At 62.5% G+C, this 16,986-nt stretch carries 19 protein-coding genes; 9 read left to right on the top strand and 10 right to left on the bottom strand.

Features of this window, described 5'->3' with window-relative positions:
* The first annotated feature begins 158 nt into the window (after window positions 1-158).
* Window positions 159-1,985, top strand: coding sequence for a cation:proton antiporter (locus ASD44_RS11280; protein WP_056111792.1), 1,827 nt, complete (start codon window positions 159-161; stop codon window positions 1,983-1,985).
* Between the two features lie 23 nt (window positions 1,986-2,008).
* Here ASD44_RS11280 and ASD44_RS11275 read toward each other — a convergent pair whose 3' ends face one another.
* A complete protein-coding gene (locus tag ASD44_RS11275; RefSeq protein WP_056115945.1) occupies window positions 2,009-2,761 on the bottom strand; it encodes an SDR family oxidoreductase in 753 nt (250 codons plus the stop codon).
* A 117-nt stretch (window positions 2,762-2,878) separates the two neighbouring features.
* Entirely contained in the window at window positions 2,879-5,122 is a 2,244-nt protein-coding gene (locus tag ASD44_RS11270; RefSeq protein WP_056111789.1) for a transglycosylase domain-containing protein, read from the bottom strand.
* A 325-nt stretch (window positions 5,123-5,447) separates the two neighbouring features.
* Between ASD44_RS11270 and ASD44_RS11265 the strand changes: the two genes are divergently transcribed.
* On the top strand, window positions 5,448-5,765 hold the full coding sequence (locus ASD44_RS11265) for a DUF982 domain-containing protein (protein ID WP_056111787.1): 318 nt from the start codon (window positions 5,448-5,450) through the stop codon (window positions 5,763-5,765).
* A 54-nt stretch (window positions 5,766-5,819) separates the two neighbouring features.
* On the opposite strand, the gene ASD44_RS18580 is transcribed toward ASD44_RS11265, so the two are convergent.
* The 5 genes from ASD44_RS18580 to sppA form a co-directional block, all read right to left on the bottom strand.
* Window positions 5,820-5,966, bottom strand: a complete 147-nt coding sequence (locus ASD44_RS18580; RefSeq protein ID WP_156459832.1) for a hypothetical protein — start codon at window positions 5,964-5,966, stop codon at window positions 5,820-5,822.
* Window positions 5,967-6,036: 70 nt separating this feature from the next.
* Window positions 6,037-6,999, bottom strand: a complete 963-nt coding sequence (locus tag ASD44_RS11260; RefSeq protein WP_056111785.1) for an ornithine cyclodeaminase family protein — start codon at window positions 6,997-6,999, stop codon at window positions 6,037-6,039.
* A gap of 28 nt (window positions 7,000-7,027) precedes the next feature.
* The gene (locus ASD44_RS11255) at window positions 7,028-7,363 is read right to left on the bottom strand and encodes a hypothetical protein (RefSeq protein WP_056111782.1); all 336 of its coding nucleotides are present in this window, start codon (window positions 7,361-7,363) and stop codon (window positions 7,028-7,030) included.
* A gap of 50 nt (window positions 7,364-7,413) precedes the next feature.
* Window positions 7,414-7,698, bottom strand: coding sequence for an integration host factor subunit beta (locus ASD44_RS11250; RefSeq protein WP_056111776.1), 285 nt, complete (start codon window positions 7,696-7,698; stop codon window positions 7,414-7,416).
* A gap of 79 nt (window positions 7,699-7,777) precedes the next feature.
* Window positions 7,778-8,734 carry a signal peptide peptidase SppA gene (gene sppA, locus ASD44_RS11245; RefSeq protein ID WP_056111773.1) on the bottom strand — a complete coding sequence of 319 codons (957 nt, stop codon included), beginning with the start codon at window positions 8,732-8,734 and terminating at the stop codon, window positions 7,778-7,780.
* Window positions 8,735-9,109: 375 nt separating this feature from the next.
* Here sppA and lptC point away from each other — a divergent pair, with 375 nt between their 5' ends.
* From lptC to ptsN, 6 genes are all read left to right on the top strand, one after another.
* Window positions 9,110-9,784, top strand: coding sequence for an LPS export ABC transporter periplasmic protein LptC (gene lptC / locus ASD44_RS11240; RefSeq protein ID WP_244478762.1), 675 nt, complete (start codon window positions 9,110-9,112; stop codon window positions 9,782-9,784).
* Complete coding sequence (locus ASD44_RS11235) at window positions 9,771-10,349, top strand: LptA/OstA family protein (RefSeq protein ID WP_056111771.1); 579 nt, start codon at window positions 9,771-9,773, stop codon at window positions 10,347-10,349. The genes lptC and ASD44_RS11235 overlap by 14 nt, the downstream gene beginning before the upstream one ends.
* Window positions 10,349-11,161, top strand: a complete 813-nt coding sequence (gene lptB / locus ASD44_RS11230) for an LPS export ABC transporter ATP-binding protein (protein ID WP_056111768.1) — start codon at window positions 10,349-10,351, stop codon at window positions 11,159-11,161. The genes ASD44_RS11235 and lptB overlap by 1 nt, the downstream gene beginning before the upstream one ends.
* Window positions 11,162-11,355: 194 nt before the next feature.
* Window positions 11,356-12,882, top strand: a complete 1,527-nt coding sequence (rpoN, locus tag ASD44_RS11225) for an RNA polymerase factor sigma-54 (RefSeq protein ID WP_056111765.1) — start codon at window positions 11,356-11,358, stop codon at window positions 12,880-12,882.
* 279 nt (window positions 12,883-13,161) lie between these two features.
* Window positions 13,162-13,746, top strand: coding sequence for a ribosome-associated translation inhibitor RaiA (gene raiA, locus ASD44_RS11220; protein WP_056111764.1), 585 nt, complete (start codon window positions 13,162-13,164; stop codon window positions 13,744-13,746).
* 61 nt (window positions 13,747-13,807) lie between these two features.
* A complete protein-coding gene (gene ptsN / locus ASD44_RS11215) occupies window positions 13,808-14,272 on the top strand; it encodes a PTS IIA-like nitrogen regulatory protein PtsN (protein WP_056111761.1) in 465 nt (154 codons plus the stop codon).
* 125 nt (window positions 14,273-14,397) lie between these two features.
* Here ptsN and ASD44_RS11210 read toward each other — a convergent pair whose 3' ends face one another.
* Both ASD44_RS11210 and ASD44_RS11205 read right to left on the bottom strand, forming a co-directional pair.
* The gene (locus tag ASD44_RS11210; protein WP_056111758.1) at window positions 14,398-14,655 is read right to left on the bottom strand and encodes a DUF1150 family protein; all 258 of its coding nucleotides are present in this window, start codon (window positions 14,653-14,655) and stop codon (window positions 14,398-14,400) included.
* Between the two features lie 61 nt (window positions 14,656-14,716).
* The gene (locus tag ASD44_RS11205; RefSeq protein ID WP_056111755.1) at window positions 14,717-15,142 is read right to left on the bottom strand and encodes an Hsp20 family protein; all 426 of its coding nucleotides are present in this window, start codon (window positions 15,140-15,142) and stop codon (window positions 14,717-14,719) included.
* 154 nt (window positions 15,143-15,296) lie between these two features.
* Here ASD44_RS11205 and ASD44_RS11200 point away from each other — a divergent pair, with 154 nt between their 5' ends.
* Complete coding sequence (locus ASD44_RS11200; protein WP_056111752.1) at window positions 15,297-16,238, top strand: nucleoside hydrolase; 942 nt, start codon at window positions 15,297-15,299, stop codon at window positions 16,236-16,238.
* A gap of 50 nt (window positions 16,239-16,288) precedes the next feature.
* Here the strand turns inward: ASD44_RS11200 and ASD44_RS11195 are convergent, their stop codons facing one another.
* Window positions 16,289-16,903, bottom strand: coding sequence for a LysE family translocator (locus ASD44_RS11195; protein WP_056111749.1), 615 nt, complete (start codon window positions 16,901-16,903; stop codon window positions 16,289-16,291).
* Window positions 16,904-16,986 lie beyond the last annotated feature (83 nt).

Raw genomic sequence — 16,986 nt, 5'->3', positions numbered from 1 at the left:
CCGAAACAGCCACCGTATCGGCTTAAATTCTAGCAAAACCCTCAAGTTTAACGTCTTTCAAGGGTTGCGCGCCCCCCGCACCGTCTACCATATTGGCGGGAGCGGCGGGGTTCCGTTGCGCATCCCACATCAGTATTTTGAAAGGCGCTCCATAGACAATGCCGCATGACACGCCCCTTATCGCCACAATAGTCGCCGGTCTGGGGCTGGCATTCGTCTTCGGCGCGATCGCAAACCGGTTCCGCATGCCGCCGCTGGTGGGCTATCTCATCGCTGGCATGCTGGTGGGCCCCAACACGCCCGGCTTCGTCGCCGACCAGGGGCTGGCGCTGGAGCTGGCCGAGATCGGCGTGATCCTGCTGATGTTCGGCGTCGGCCTGCATTTTTCGTTAAAGGATTTGCTTTCCGTTCGGGCTATCGCGGTGCCGGGCGCTGTCGTGCAGATCGCCTTCGCGACGGCGCTTGGCGCTGGCCTAGCCTGGCTGCTTGGGTGGACGATGGGCGCAGGGCTGGTTTTCGGACTGGCGCTTTCCGTCGCATCCACCGTGGTGCTTTTACGCGCGCTGCAGGAGCGGCGGCTGATCGAGACCGAGCGCGGCCGCATCGCGGTCGGCTGGCTGATCGTCGAAGATCTCGCCATGGTTCTGGCGCTGGTGCTGCTGCCGGCGCTGGCGGGAGTGCTGGGCGGGCAGGAAGCGGACGCCGCGCATGCCACGGGTGGGCTGTTTTCGCTGCCCGCGGATTACGGCATCTGGGGCGTAGTCGGCCTGACGTTGCTGAAAGTTGCCGCGTTCGTCGTGGTGATGCTGGTCGTCGGACGCCGGGTCATTCCATGGATCCTGCACTATGTCGCGCATACAGGCTCGCGCGAGCTTTTCCGGCTTGCGGTGCTGGCGATCGCGCTCGGAGTCGCCTTCGGCGCAGCCCATCTGTTCGGCGTTTCACTGGCGCTGGGCGCTTTCTTCGCCGGCATGATCATGAGCGAGTCCGAGCTCAGCCATCGCGCCGCGGAAGAGTCTCTGCCACTGCGCGATGCCTTTTCCGTGCTGTTTTTCGTCTCCGTCGGCATGTTGTTCGATCCGACCAGCTTGCTGGCGCACCCGGCGCCCATCCTGGCGACGCTGTTCATCATCGTGATCGGCAAATCGGCGGCGGCATTCCTGATCGTGCTGGCTTTCGGCCACCCGCCGGCGACCGCGCTGGTGATCTCCGCCAGCCTGGCGCAGATCGGCGAATTCTCTTTCATCCTTGCCGAGCTCGGGGTTGGCCTCAATCTGCTGCCGGAAGAAGGCCGCGACCTGATCCTGGCCGGCGCAATCCTCTCCATCGTCCTCAATCCGGTGATGTTCGCCGCCATCGACCGCCTGAAACCATGGCTGGAAAGCCGCGCCCCCGCGAAAGAACCAGAGGCCGCGGCAAGGCCCACGGGGCCGGCGACCGCACCCGGCATGGTCGCCGCAACAGCCGCTTCGGCCAAGCTGTCCGAGGACGGTCCGCCGCCGGCGACGAACCTTTCCGGCCATACGATCCTGATCGGCTATGGCCGTGTGGGCGGTCTGGTGGGGACGGCGCTGAAGCTGGCCGGACGGCCATTCCTCGTCATCGAGGACGCGGACAAGGTGCTGGCGCAGTTGAAGCTCGCGGGAATAGAAACCGTTTCCGGAAACGCCGCGCGGGGCGATGTTTTCGCCGCCGCCAACGCCGCGCGCGCCGAGCGGCTGATTCTGGCCATACCGAACGCATTCGAGGCCGGCCAGATCATTCTGCGCGCGCGTGCCGCCAACCCGGCGATTTCAGTCATTGCGCGGGCGCATTCCGATGCCGAGGTCGAGCATCTGACCGGGCTCGGGGCGGATACGGTGATCATGGGCGAGCGCGAAATCGCGCGCGGCATCGTCGAGACGGTGCTGAGCGGCAGGGCCGAGCCGGCGCTCGTGGGCGAGGGGGACAGGCCTGGAGTCCCGCAGACGTCGCTCACAGCCTAGTCTTTGAGGCCAGCCAGCGTTGGCTATACGTGCTGGCCGCCATTGATATGGATTTCCGAGCCGGTCACATAAGAAGCCTGCTCGGAGCACAGGAAATAGATGATGTCGGCGACTTCGGCCGTCGCGCCGAGCCGCCGCAACGGGATGGTCTCGACGATCTTGTCGGTGCCAGGCGACAGGATGGCCGTGTCGATCTCACCGGGAGCGATGGCGTTGACGCGAATACCGTGCGGGCCGAAATCATGCGCCATCTCGCGGGTCAGCGAACCCAGCGCCGCCTTGGAGGTCGCATAGGCGGTGCCGGCGAAAGGATGCACGCGGGTACCGGCGATCGAGGTGACATTGACGATAGAACCCTTTGCCGTCGCAAGTTCCTTGAACAGCCCGCGTGCGAGCATGATCGGGGCAAAGAAATTCACCTGAAACACATCGCGCCAGACATGCATGGGCGTGTCGATGGAGTCCATGCGGCTGTTGCCGTCCTTCAGCTTCGGCGAAATGCCGGCATTGTTGACGAGGGCGTGAAGCTGGCCGCCATTGACCTCAAGCCGATGACGTATCTCTGAAACCGCGACGCCAACATCTTCGGGGTCGGCGAGGTCGACCTTGATGTGATCCTCCGGACCGGCCGGCCACGGGCAATTGTCGGCGAATGCCTGCCGCGAACAGGTGATGACCCGCCAGCCCTCGCGGGAGAAGCGCTTGACTGTCGCATGGCCGATGCCACGGCTGGCGCCGGTCAGCACGATCGTCTTTCTGGTGTCGGTCTGCGTCATCGCTGTCTCCAGCGATGACATGTAGCGGAAGCGTGCGGCGGTAACCAGACCTGCCACTGACACGAGCAGGTTCTTCCTGAACGGCGTCCGAGCCGTTATGCCCTCAGATGCGAGGCCTCAGCCGCCCGACAGGATGTCGAGGATCGAGGTCTGCCGCTTCTTCAGCGGTCCGCCGACGTCGCCGGGTGGCACTGGCCGGTTGATCGAGGCGGTCGGCTCATCGTCATCAGGCATACCGAAACCGCCGCCATCGACCGAGCGCGCGGGTCTTGGGGCGCGGCGCGGCTGTGCTGCCGCATCCTGCTGCGCGCCGACATCCGCCTGCGGGACCATTGCCGGCGGCAGCTTGCCGGAGGGGTCGCTGCGCACGATGGTGTCGGCGGGCGGCGACGATTTCCAGGTTCCCGGCAGCGGCGCGACAGGCACGCCCTTGTGCGCCGCCATCATGAATTCATGCCAGGCCTGCGCGGGCAACGCGCCGCCGGTAACGCGCTTCATCGGCTTGCCGTCATCGTTGCCGAACCAGACGCCGGTGGTGAGGTTGGCGGTATAGCCGACGAACCAGGCATCGCGGGAATTCTGGCTGGTGCCGGTCTTGCCGGCCGAAGGCCAGCCGAAAGCGGCTTTCCGGGCGGTGCCGATCTCGACCGTGCCGGTCATCATCGAATTCATCATGCCGACCACTTCCGGCCGCACGACGCGTGGCGCGCTGCCGCCGTCATTGGCGTAGAGCAGCTTGCCCTCGGTCGTCGTCACGCGGCGGATGAAATGGATTTCAGGCCGGTAGCCGCCATTGGCGAAGGGCACATAGGCGGAGGTCAGCTCCAGCGGCGTGACCTCCGAGGTGCCGAGCGCGATCGACGTGTTGTTCTGCAGGTCGGACTGGATGCCCATGCGATGCGCGGCCTCGACCACGGCATCCGGCCCGACTTCCATCGTCAGTTGCGCCGCGACCGAGTTCAGCGACTTGGCCAGCGCCGTCGCCAGCGTGACCTTGCCGAAATACTTGCCGTCGAAATTCGCCGGCGTCCATTTGCCGATCTTGATCGGCGCGTCGTTGCGGACGCTGTCTGGGGTGCGGCCTGCCTCCAGCGCGGCCATGTAGACGAATGGCTTGAAGGCGGAACCGGGCTGGCGGCGGGCTTCCGAGGCGCGGTCGAACTGGCTGGTGGAATAATCATAGCCACCGACCATGGCGCGCACGGCGCCGGAATTGTCGATCGACACCAGCGCGCCCTGGCTGACGTCGAGTTTCTTGCCCTTCTCGTCGATCAGCCGACGGATGGAATCCTCGGCGAGCTTCTGCAGGTTGAGATCCACCGTCGTATCGACGACGATGTCGCTGCGCACATCGCCGATAAGGTCGGGCAGTTCTTCCATAACCGTGTCGGCGACGTAGTTCTCGGACCCCGTCCAGTAGGAAGCGGCGCGCGTCGCCGGCGCACTCATGGCGCGGGCCAGTTCCTTGTCGCTGACCATGCCTTCGTCCTTCATGGCTGCGAGGACGAGCTGGGCGCGCTCCTCGGCAGCCTTGGGATCGCGGGCCGGCGACAGGCGCGATGGGGCCTTCAGCAGACCTGCCAGAAGTGCGGCTTCGGCCAGCGTCACGTCGCGCGCGCTCTTGCCGAAATAGCGGCGGGAAGCGGCTTCGACACCATAGGCGCCCGAACCGAAATAGACCCGGTTGAGATACATTTCGAGGATCTGGTCCTTGGTGTGCTTCTGCTCCAGCCAAAGGGCGAGCAGCACTTCCTGGACCTTGCGTTCCACGGTGCGGTCGGGCTTCAGGAACAGGTTCTTGGCCAATTGCTGGGTCAGCGTCGAGCCGCCCTGGGTGAAGCGTGCTCCCATGACGTTCGTGACCATGGCCCGGGTCAGGCCGATCGGGTCGATGCCGAAATGCGAATAAAACCGCCGGTCCTCGATGGCGATGACCGCTTGGGGGATGTAGGGCGACATTTCATGCAGACCGACAGCCTCGCCGCCACTCATGCCGCGGTTGGCGATCAGCTGGCCATCGACTGAAACGATCTTGATGTTGGGGGAGCGGTCGGGGATCGACCATGTCGTGGCGGCCGGCATTTTCGCGCCATAGTAGACGACGATACCGGCGGCGGCGATGCCGCCCCAGATGGCGAGCACGAAGCACCAGTAGAACAATCGGCCGAACAGACCGAACAATCCGCGCCTGCTGCTGCCACGACGGGAAGACCGGGCCTTGGATTTCTTGCGCTTGGCGGGAGATTTCCGATTTGACGGCACGACGCGGTCCTCCTCCCGCACCGAAAAGCCGCTCGACGAACCAGTCCTTGAAGGACCGTCGAAGCTCGGCTCGATGCGTCTGTCCCTGCGGTTCGCCATGCGCGCGCTACATCCCTGTCCCGATGGCGTTCCGGGTGAAGAGTAGATGCGGCGGTTTAAGGGCGGGTTAAGCCCGCCGAGGCCTCAGCCGTCGAAGATTCTTTCCACTGCCATGGAACTGCTGCGCCGGCTCGACGTTCTGCCGGGCGATCCTTTTCCATTAGGATCACGGACATGTCCCTCCATGTCCCGACGGCTCGCCCGCAAAGGCGGGCCGTCGCTCGGTTGCCGTTTAATCTTTCTGAAAATTTTGTGGAACTGGCTGTCGTTTTGAGAGTTTAATAGGGTTGTCTCTTAAAAATAAAAACTTCGGGAGGCCTTGCCTATGGATCGCCTGCAGTTCTTCTCGCCGGTGCGGGTTTCACTCGGCTCCGGTCACCCTGTCCAGGAAATCGACAGTGTCGCCGAAGCAACTGTTTTCCTGAGGAATTGGCCGGTAGGCAGGCGGGGCCCTGTTTATCTATGCGCCGTGAACTGCTGCGCCGCGGCCATGAATGGCCAGATGAGCGCCGAGGAGGTTCGTAAGTCCTTCTCGAGCTTTGCGCGGATCACAGGTCTTTTGAGGGATCGGGCGCAATCCCCTATCAGTCGGGATGCCTATGGCGGGGCCCTGCCAAACCGGCCGGCAAGCGAATCCCAATAAGCTGATCCAAAACGCTGAAGGACGTGTTTGACCGCCTCCTGAGCGGCCCGGCCGTCAGTTTTTCTGAATCGAGATGCCGCTGTCGTCGATTTTCAACTCGACGCCTTCAGGTTTTTGTTCTTCCCGGTAGACATAGATGCCGAGCGCGATGACCGCGACAATCAGCGCGCCGATCACGGCATAAAGACCATTGCGGTTCATGAGAGTGCTCCAGGGACGTGACATCGGTCGGTGCGCGGTCGGCTTGTGAAGCCGCGCCGTCAGGCTGCATCTATCTGAGAGCCTCATAGACGGCAATGCCCGCGGCGAGGTCTTCAAGGGCCGCGCCGACAGATTTGAACAGCGTTATCTCGGCGCCGCTTTCCCGTCCCTTTTTCTCGCCACGCGCCAATTCGGCCAGATCGGCGACGATCGCCTCCGGTGCAAGCACTCCGGAAGCGAGAGGCTGGACGATGTCGCCGGCTTCCCTGGTGGCTCCGGCGCGGGTATCGACATATACGCGGGCGCGGCGGATCGCATCGTCATCCGCCTCGCGCATCGCCGGCGTGAAACCGCCGACCAGATCGACATGCGCGCCGGGCTTGAGCAGCGCGCCCCTGACGAGGGGGGTTGCCGAAATGGTCGCGGAGGAGACGATGTCGGCCCCGGCCAGTTCGGCCTCGAGATTCGTCGCAACCTCGGCTGAAAACCCGTCAGCCCGCAGGTCATCGACGATCTTTTCCGCATTGGCCGGCGTGCGGTTCCAGATATGAATGGAGGTGATCGGCCGCATCGCGGCGTGAGCTCTGGCGAGAAAGGGCGCCAGCGCGCCGGCGCCGATCACAAGCAGCCGCGAGGCATCCTCGCGCGCCAGATAGTCGGCGGCCAGCGCCGAAGCGCAGGCCGTGCGCCACTGCGTCAGCCTCTGGCCGTCGATCAGCGCCTGCGGTTCGCCTGTCGCGCCGTTCAGCAGCAAATAGAGACCCATCACCGCCGGCTTTCCGACTGCATTGTTGTCTGGCGAGACGGTGACGATCTTGACCCCTATATGGCCGTCCTTTGATGCTTCGGCATTGTCGAAATCAGTCCATGCCGGCATCAGCAGAAGCGTCGAGCCGGATCCGGGCGGGCGCTCGATCGCATGATGGTGCCGGACGGGCTGCACCGCTCCCTCGCGGAAGGCGGAGCGCAGGGTTTCGACCAGGCCCGGAAACGTCAGCGCCCGGTCGACCTCGGCGGCCGAAATGGTCAGCATCAGGATAATCCGTCGTGCAAGCGCGCGCCTATGGTCCGTTCGGCTTGGGCAAGGCCGGTCCCTGCGCCACCGGTGGACGGGCGGCGACTGCCTGGCGCAGGTTTTCGGCCTCAACGCCGCGCTGGCGCGCCAGCTTGCGGTAGCGCCCCTGCCGGATCCAGGTCGCCATGCTGCCGATGACCATGCCGAGCGCAATCGCGGCGAACAGGAAGATGAACAGCGGCAGGGTTACGGTGAGGGCCGGATTACCGGGATTGAACGGATCGATGGTGAAGGCAACCAGCTCCCGGTTCGCCACCGCCAGCGCGATCAGGATGACCGCCAGCGGCACGAAGACGACGATCAGCAGGAAGCGGTTGAACATGGTAGCGTTGTCCGGGCTGCGTTTCCGGTTGGGGGCGGCGATTGGCGGCGTTATTTGCCGCCGTTCAGCCGCTCGCGCAATTCCTTGCCGGTCTTGAAGAACGGCACCCACTTCTCCTCGACCTCGACCGATTCGCCGGTGCGCGGATTGCGGCCGGTGCGCGCTGGCCGGTTCTTGACCGAAAAGGCGCCGAAGCCCCGCAATTCGACACGATTTCCATCGGCAAGGGCATCGGTAATCTCGTCGAAAATGGCGCCGACGATATTCTCCACGTCGCGCAGAAACAGGTGTGGATTGCGTGTCGCAATGATTTGCACAAGCTCGGATTTGATCATGCCGACGTTCCCCGTGAAAACGATGAAGTCAAAATTAGGAGGATGATTTTATTCGGTTTTTCATTCTATCGAACGGAATTCAAGGGTGCCAGACCGAGACGAGACCGTCAAGGAACAAGCGATCCATGCCAAGTTCGCGCGCCAGGTCACCGCTGTATTCGGGCAAGCCGAGAGCCTTGGCGATTGTCTGGGTCAGCGCCTTCGAGAAAAGGAAGCCGCCGCGGCTCTCCGTATTCTTCCATTCGACCACCTTCAGCTTTTCGTCGACGCCTTTGGTCGCCAGCCAGTCGATGGCTTCCTGCTCGCCGCCGACGGCATCGATCAATTTGTTGGTGAGCGCCTGCCTGCCGGTGAAGATGGAACCGTCGGCCAGCGCCAGCACCTGCGGCCGCGTCATCGACCGCCGCTCGGCGACGATGCCGACGAACCAGTCGTAGCTGTCGAGAATGAGCTTGCGAACCATGTCGCGTTCCTCATCCGTCGTCGGGTTGAAAGGCGAGGGTTCCGCCTTCAGCGGCGACGACTTCACTTCTTCCAGCTTGACGCCGACCTTTTCCATCAGGCCCGTCACGTCGGGAAACTGGATGAGGACGCCGATCGAGCCGACAATCGAGGATTTGCGCGCGACGATATGGTCGGCGGCGCTGGCGATCATGTAGCCTGCCGAAGCGGCAAGCGTGCCAACCTGGGCGACGACCGGCTTTTCGCCGGCGAGCTTGCGCACCTCGTCATAGATCGATTCACCGCCCGCGGTGGTGCCGCCGGGCGAATCGATAGTCAGGATGACGCCCTTGACGCTTTTCGATTCGCGGATTTTTTCCAACCGCCCGATCAGTTCCTCATCTTCGGTGATCGTGCCTTCGATCTTCACCTTGGCGATATGATCGACGGCCGAGCCGCCCATATCTTCTCGGTAGAACCAGAGCGCCAAGGCGAGGACGCCGGCGGCAGCGACAGCCAGCGCGGCCACACGCCAGAAGGTGAGTTTGCGCCGCAAGCGGCGTCGGTCGATCAAATCGTCGGCTCTGATTGTCATAACAGCCTCGTGTCTGCGCAAGCTGCTGCTTTTAGAGCAACCGCCAGCCGCTCGCCACCGCTTTCCTGAAAAGGCCGGTCTTGAAGGTGGTCTTGACGGAAATGCCGTGCGGGCGTTCACTGGAAATTAACCTTGGCTGGCTGTTTGTGATCGCGCGCGACCATGAAAAGCGTGTCTCGCCAGTCAGGTTTCGCGCAGGCTGGCCGAACGCGCAGGCGTTCAGGCAGCGAAGCAGACATATTTTTGCGACTTTCTTCGGGTTGTGCTTGTTCGCAGGGCCCGGCAACACAAACTGTAGGCGACATAGACGCGGCGAATTGCCGGAAAGATTGGATTTTGGCGCGACCGACCAAAGCGAAGAATGTGGAGCAGGACGTGACTGCCACGACCAATGACACGTCCGGGCTGGAGGTTGCCTTCGGCAATGCCCAGCGGCATTCGCAGCGCGTGCGGTTCCTGAAGCTGGCGCTGCCGTTGGCCGCCGCGATCATCGCCATCGCGTTTCCGGTCTACTCCTACATGGTGGCGCCGGCCGCCGTTCCGGTCAAAACGGAAAACAGCGCTTTCAGCGACGGCAAGCTTGTGATGGCCAATCCAAAGCTTGAGGGCTTTACCAAGCAGAACCTGCCCTATTCCATGAATGCCATCAGGGCCGTGCAGGACGCTTCCAAGGAAAACATCATCGAACTCGAAGGCATCGACGCCAAGCTGCCGATCGACGAGAAGACAACGGCCACGATCAACGCTGCCCGCGGCATCTACGACCGCGAGAACAACACTATCGATCTCGATAGCGCGGTTACGGTCAGCACCAATGACGGCATGGTGGTCAAACTGAAATCGGCCTTCCTTGACATGGGCAAAGGCAATATGAAGACAAATGATCCTGTCGATATCACCCGCGACGGATCGCGCATCAGTTCGGATACGATGTCGGTGGAAAACAACGGCAAGATCCTGATTTTCGAGAAGCGGGTGCGCGTCAACATCGATCCGGCCAAATTGAAGACGGCCGAAAATCAAAGCGGAGAGACGAATGCGGCCCAGTAGTTCGATCAGGCTTATCGCTGCGGCTACGGCCTTGATGCTGGCAGGGGCCGTACCGGCGCTCGCACAATCCGACGGCGCGAATGCCAACGCTGCCAACAGCACCATGTCGGGCCTGAAGCTGAGCGGCGACAAGCCGATCCAGATCGAAAGCGACAAGCTGGAGGTCCGGCAGGAGGACAATGTGGCCGTATTCACCGGCAATGTCAGCGTCGTCCAGGGGCCGACCCTGCTCAAGGCAGGCTCGATGAAAGTCTTTTACGCCAAGGACGGTGGCTCGGCTGCCACCGGGTCGGCCAACATCGATCACCTCGAGGTCGATAACAAGGTCTACATCAAGTCGGATACACAGGTCGCCACCGGCGATCGCGGCACCTTCGACATGAAAAGCCAGGTGCTTGTCCTGTCCGGTACGAAGGTCGTGCTCTCCGAAGGCCCCAACGTGCTGGTCGGCTGCAAGCTGACGGTGCAGATGAAAACCGGGCTCGCCCAGGTCGATGGCTGCGCGAAGGCCGGTTCGGGCGGCCGCGTCATGATGTCGATCACGCCGGGTTCACAGAAGCCCTGATGGCCGTGACTGCATTGCCGCGATTCCTATCCAGGAGTTCGAAAGGCGCGGCCGCGCCGGCCTCGGATTCCGCCATAAGCGCCAAGTTCAAGGGCACCCTGATCGCCAAGGGGCTCACCAAGAGCTACAAGGGCCGCAAGGTCGTCAGCGGCGTCTCATTTGGTGTGCGCGCCGGCGAGGCGGTGGGCTTGCTCGGTCCGAATGGCGCCGGCAAAACCACATGCTTCTACATGGTCACCGGACTGGTGCCGGTGGATGAGGGCACGATCGAGATCGACGGTTTCGATGTGACTTCCATGCCCATGTACCGCCGCGCCCGGCTCGGGATCGGCTATCTACCGCAGGAAACCTCGATCTTTCGCGGGCTGAATGTCGAACAGAACATTCGCGCCGTGCTGGAAGTGGTGGAAAAGAGCCGCAAGGAACGCGAAAAAAGCCTCGACGCTCTGCTCGAGGAATTCCACATCAGCCATTTGCGCAAGGCGCCATCGCTGTCGCTGTCTGGTGGCGAAAGGCGGCGTCTGGAAATCGCCCGGGCTCTGGCAAGCCGGCCCAACTACATGCTTCTGGACGAGCCGTTTGCCGGCATCGACCCAATTGCCGTGGCCGATATCCAGCAACTCGTGCGTCATCTCACGCAACGCGGAATCGGCGTTCTGATCACCGACCACAATGTACGCGAGACGCTCGGCCTGATCGACCGGGCCTACATCATCCATGCCGGCGAGGTGCTGACCCACGGCAAGGCCGAGGAAGTGGTGGCCAATCCCGATGTGCGCCGCCTCTATCTCGGCGAAGGCTTCACGCTCTGAGCAGCTGAACCCGCTATCCGTCGCTTCCCGTGAATGCGCCATGCTGGCGCTCCCCGTCCAAAATCGCTGCTGCTTTTCGGTTCTCCCGCGGTCGGAACCGCCTTCGGCGGCGCTATTTGCCTTGACAAGCAAAAGCCGGGCCAGTTTCTATGCCGGGCAGAAGTTTTTTGCGTGAAGGGCGTTGATCCAAGGCCATGGCGCTGACCGCCAAACTACAGTTGAGGCAATCGCAGTCGCTGGTGATGACGCCGCAGCTGATGCAGTCGATTCGGCTGCTGCAGTTCACGCATGCGGAGCTGGAACGCTTCATCGACGAAGAGATCGAGCGCAATCCGCTCATCGAGCGCGCCGACCCTCAGGACGACGCCGCCAGCGACCAAGCCCTGAAAGCGGCCGATACCGATGCGAGCGCGGCTGCTGAAGGAGACTGGTTCGAAGGGGAGATGGCCTGGTCTTCCGAGGCAATCTCAGAAAAACTCGATTCATCCCTGGAAAACCTTTTCCCGGACGATCCGGGCGTTAGCGAAAGGCTGGGCCCCGATCTTTCGGCGCAATGGAAGTCGGCTCCCACCGGCAATGGCCCCGCCTCCGACGGCTTCGCCATGGAAAACATGGCCGCGGTCAGGACGACCCTGCGGGACCACGTGGCCGAGCAGATCGCGCTGGGCTTCGTCCAGCCGGCCGACCGTCTGATCGCCGCTGAACTGGCGGATGGGCTGGACGAGGCAGGTTATCTGCGCAGCGAGACACAGGAGGTCGTCGACCGGCTGGGCGCGGACATGGCTTCCGTCGACAGGGTTTTGGCCGTTTGCCAGACCTTCGAGCCGGCCGGACTCTTTGCGCGCGACCTGGCGGAGTGCCTGTCGCTGCAACTGGCTGTGCGGGACCGGCTGGATCCGGCCATGAAAACGCTCGTTGCCAATCTCGAGCTTCTGGCGCGCCGCGATTTTCATACGCTCAAGCGCCTCTGCGGCGTCGATGAGGATGATCTTCTTGATATGCTGGCGGAAATCCAGGCGCTCGATCCCCGTCCGGGCACGGTGTTCTCCGGCGGCGCCAGCGATGCGATCGTGGCTGACGTGGAGGTGAGGACGGCAAATGACGGCAGCTGGACCATCGAATTGAATCAGGACACGCTGCCGCGGGTTCTGGTCGACCAGATCTATTTCGCCCATGTTTCCAGCCACACCAAGAACCAGCTCGAGAAAGACTTCCTTTCCGACTGCCTGCAGAACGCCAACTGGCTGACGCGCAGCCTTGACCAGCGGGCGAAGACGATCCTCAAGGTGGCGACGGAGATCGTGCGCCAGCAGGACGCGTTTCTCGCCCATGGCGTGCGGCATCTCAAACCGCTCAACCTGCGCATGGTGGCGGACGCCATCGGCATGCATGAATCCACCGTCAGCCGGGTGACCAGCAACAAATACATGCTGACGCCGCGCGGGGTCTTCGAGCTGCGCTATTTTTTCACCGCTTCCATCGCTTCGGCGGAGGGCGGCGAGGCGCATTCCTCCGAGGCGGTGCGCGATCGTATCCGCCAGATGATCGACGAGGAGAAGTCCGAGGACGTGCTTTCCGACGATGCGATTGTCGATCAGTTGAAGGCGAGCGGCGTCGATATCGCCCGCCGGACGGTCGCAAAATACCGGGAAGGCATGAATATCCCGTCTTCCGTGCAGCGTCGGCGCGAAAAACGCGCCATGGCCAGTGCCGGCCGCTGATCGTCCAGTGGCCTTGCCGGGTATCCACAGGCTCGCCGTTTCGTTGACAAGCTCCGCCGAAGTGTCTAGAAGCCCGCCCGCATGAGATGGGCCCGCGGGGCCTGCATGCGGACGGTCCGTCACGTCGTTGGCTGGGGAACGGCAACGCGGACGGCTTGGAGCCAGCCGCAAATTCGGACTTAAAAATCGGGGCGAATGGCGCCGCGAAGCTTGTGCGCACGGACCACGGGTATAAACTCCGGAGAGTGTGATGCCTGAGCAGGGAAGGTCAAATTTCATATGACGCTGCGCATATCGGGGAAACACATGGATGTCGGGGATGCGTTCCGTACGCGCATCAACGACCGTGTCGGAGAGGCCATCGGGAAATATTTCGACCGTGGATTTTCAGGCCACGTCACGGTGGTCAAGGCCGGTTCGCGCTATACGGCGGATTGTATGGTACGGCTGGATTCAGGCACCGCGCTGCAGGCGACGGGCGATGCGCAAGACGCCACGCTGGCGTTCGAAGCCGCCGCGGACCGTCTTGAGACCCGGCTTCGACGTTACAAGCGACGGCTGAAGTCCCACGCGACCGGTGCGGTTGACAGCAACGCCACCGATGTCGCCTACACGGTGATGGCGCCACTTGCCGACGACGACGAAGACATTCCCGAAAATTATGCTCCGGCCATCGTGGCCGAATCGACCATGACTCTGAAGACCATGTCCGTGGCTTCGGCCGTCATCGAGCTCGACAACAAGGACAGCCCCGTTCTTGTTTTCCGCAACGCCGGAAACGAGCATCTCAACATCGTCTACCGTCGGCCGGATGGAAACATCGGCTGGATCGACCCCTCGACGGCGAAAGTCGCCGAGGGATAAAGGCCGATCCGCCATTCCGGCATGAGCCAGCAATGGCGGGCGAACAAAGGATATCGTGAAAATGGACTTGAGCGACCTGATCGACGTTTCGGCTATCTTGCCGACGTTGAAGGCCAACTCCAAGAAGCAGCTTCTGCAGCTTCTTGCCGAGCGCGCCGCCGTCATTTCGGGTCTTCCCGAGCGGGAGGTGTTCGACACCATCCTGCAGCGCGAGCGCCTGGGTTCCACCGGTGTCGGCAACGGGATCGCCATACCGCATGGCAAACTGGCCGGTGTGAAACGGATTACGGGCGTCTTTGCGCGGCTGGAAACCCCGGTCGATTTCGAGGCGCTCGACGACCAGCCGGTGGATCTGGTGTTCCTGCTCCTGGCGCCGGAGAGCGCCGGGGCGGATCATCTGAAGGCGCTATCGCGGATCGCGCGCGTGCTGCGCGATGGCGATACCGTGGCCAAGGTCCGCGGTACGCGCGATTCGGCTGCGATCCTCGCGCTGCTGTCGCAGACGCCAGCCTCACACGCCGCCTGAATCCTGTAATTTCAATCGGGAATGAACTCTTGACCGCATCGGGGCCGCCATTGGCGGCCCTTTTTCGTTCGGGCGGTCTCAGCAGCCTTCAAGCTGCGCGAGGCATTCAGCCTCGCGGTCAGCCGTCAATGGATGGCGACCGTCACCAGATCGTTTTCCATGGCGCCGGCAAGCGCCCGCTCACGTGCGTCGGAAAGCAGGATCGGTTCGCCATTGGCGGAAAACAGCGCCCATAGTTCGAGACCGGGCGCGATTTCGTCGAGACCCGGAAAACGGCCGCGAAGATCGTCGCTGGACACTTTGCGCACATAGGCCACGGAACCCTCGCCAAGATGGGCGAATTCACCGCTGGTCATCGTCAGTCTTTCGTCAATGCTGGTCATTTCAGCCTCCTTTCAGCGAGGCGCCGACTGGGCCGTCCCGCATGAGAGCCATCGGCAAAGATCAGTCTTTCACCGATATATTTATTTTCCGTACCAGTCTTTCGGCTTCCGGCCGGTCCAGATCGATGGACAAAAGACCATTCTTCAACTCCGCTCCTACAACCCGCATACCGTCGGCAAGAACGAAACAGCGCTGGAACTGACGGGCCGCGATACCGCGGTGGAGATATTCCCGCTCGGTCTCGTCGGCCTGACGGCCGCGCACGACGAGCTGGTTTTCTTCCGTCGTCACATCCAGGTCGCTTTCCGCGAACCCTGCAACAGCAAGCGTTATTCTCAACCGTTCGGCAGCGCCTTCGGTTCCGCGCAATCGTTCGATGTTGTAAGGCGGATAGCTGTCGCCGGATTTTGCCAGACGCTCCAGGGTCTTCTCCATCGCGTCGAAACCCAGCAGCAAAGGGCTGGAAAATGGCGTCATTCGAGACATGTTTAAGCTGTCCTCCAGGAGCGACATCAACCGGAAAAACCCACACTGGCATTCTTCACGGTAGCCTTGATATGGTCTGCCGAAAGGCCAAGTTCAAGGCGTTTCAAGCTAGCGCAATCGTTCCCCCGAAAGACTCCACCGACAAGGATAAAGAATGCCCGCTTTACGCAAGATAATCATCGATACGGATCCCGGTCAGGACGATGCCGTCGCCATTCTCCTGGCGCTGGGCAGCGCGGAACTGGAGGTGGTCGGTATCACTGCCGTAGCGGGCAACGTGCCGCTGAAACTGACCGAAAAGAACGCCCGCAAGATTTGCGAACTGGCCGGCCGCCCGGATATCAAGGTGTTCGCCGGTGCGATCCGTCCGCTGATGCGCGAACTGGTCACTGCCGAGGAAGTGCATGGCAAGACCGGGCTGAACGGTCCGGAGCTTGCCGAACCGGCCATGAAGCTTCAGGACAGACATGCGGTCGACTTCATCGTCGAAACACTGATGGGCGAGGAAAGCGGCACGATTACCCTGTGTCCGCTCGGGCCGCTGACCAACATCGCGCTGGCGCTGATCCGCGAGCCGCGCATCGCGCCGCGCATCAAGGAGATCGTGCTGATGGGCGGCGGCTTCTTCGAAGGCGGCAACGTCACGCCGGCGGCGGAATTCAACATCTATGTCGATCCGCATGCGGCCGATATCGTGTTCCGCTCCGGAATCCCGATCGTGATGATGCCGCTCGATGTCACCCACAAGGCGCTGACCAGCGCCAGGCGCACACAGGCCTTCCGTGACCTCGGCACCCGCGTCGGCAACGCCACCGCCGACATGCTGGAATTCTTCGAGCGTTTCGACGAGGAAAAGTATGGCACCGACGGCGGACCGCTACACGACCCGTGCGTGATCGCGTATCTGTTGAAGCCGGCCTTGTTCAAGGGCCGCCATTGCAACGTCTCGGTGGAAACCACGTCGGAGCTGACCATGGGCATGACCGTGATCGACTGGTGGGGCGTGACGAAGCGGCCGAAGAACGCCCTTGTCATGCGCGACATCGACCATGACGGGTTCTTCGCGCTGCTGGTGGAGCGGTTGGGGCGTCTGTAGGGAGCGGGGCGCGGCTGTTCCTTCTCCCCTGTAGGAGAAGGAACAGCCTCTCACTTGCCCTTCGAGAACGCCAGCCAGAGGCCGCCGCCGATCAGGAAGCCGCCGCTGATGCGCGACAGCAGCCGGATGCGGCCGGCGGAGAGCGCCTTGCCGGCGCGGCCGGCGGCGAGCGCATAGGTGGAATCCGACACGGCGGCGAAGACCATGGCGGTCGCGCCCATGACGGCGATCTGCAGGGCATAATTGCCCGCGGGATCGATGAACTGCGGGAAGAAAGCGCCGAAGAACACCAGCGTCTTCGGATTGCTCAAGGCGACCAGCAGACCTTGCAGGAAGAAGCCGCCGCGCGGCTTACGGGCGCTGCCGTCAGGGTTGAGGTTTCCTCTGGAGCGGAACATCTGGATGCCCATCCAGACCAGATAGGCGGCGCCGATCAGGCGCACCCATTCGAACCAGTGTCCCATGGCTTCAATGAGCGAGGTGAGGCCGATGCCGGCGATGGCGATCATGACCGCGAGGCCTGCCTGTGTACCGGCGACATTCGCCAGCCCCGAACGGGTGCCGTGGCGGATTGAGTTGGCGATGATGAGGGTGACGGTCGGACCCGGCACCAGGATGATGATCAGGCAGGCCAGCAGATAGGCGGCATAAAGCGAAGCGGACATGGCTTATTCCTTGATTTGGCGCCATCAATGCATGGAGAAATCACCCAGGCAAGATGGGCGATTGGAGGAATCGGCAAGGGCAG

This window comes from Mesorhizobium sp. Root554 (assembly GCF_001427025.1).
Taxonomy (GTDB): domain Bacteria; phylum Pseudomonadota; class Alphaproteobacteria; order Rhizobiales; family Rhizobiaceae; genus Mesorhizobium.
Note: the sequence above shows the minus strand (reverse complement) of the source record. Positions and strands in the feature narration are given on the sequence as shown.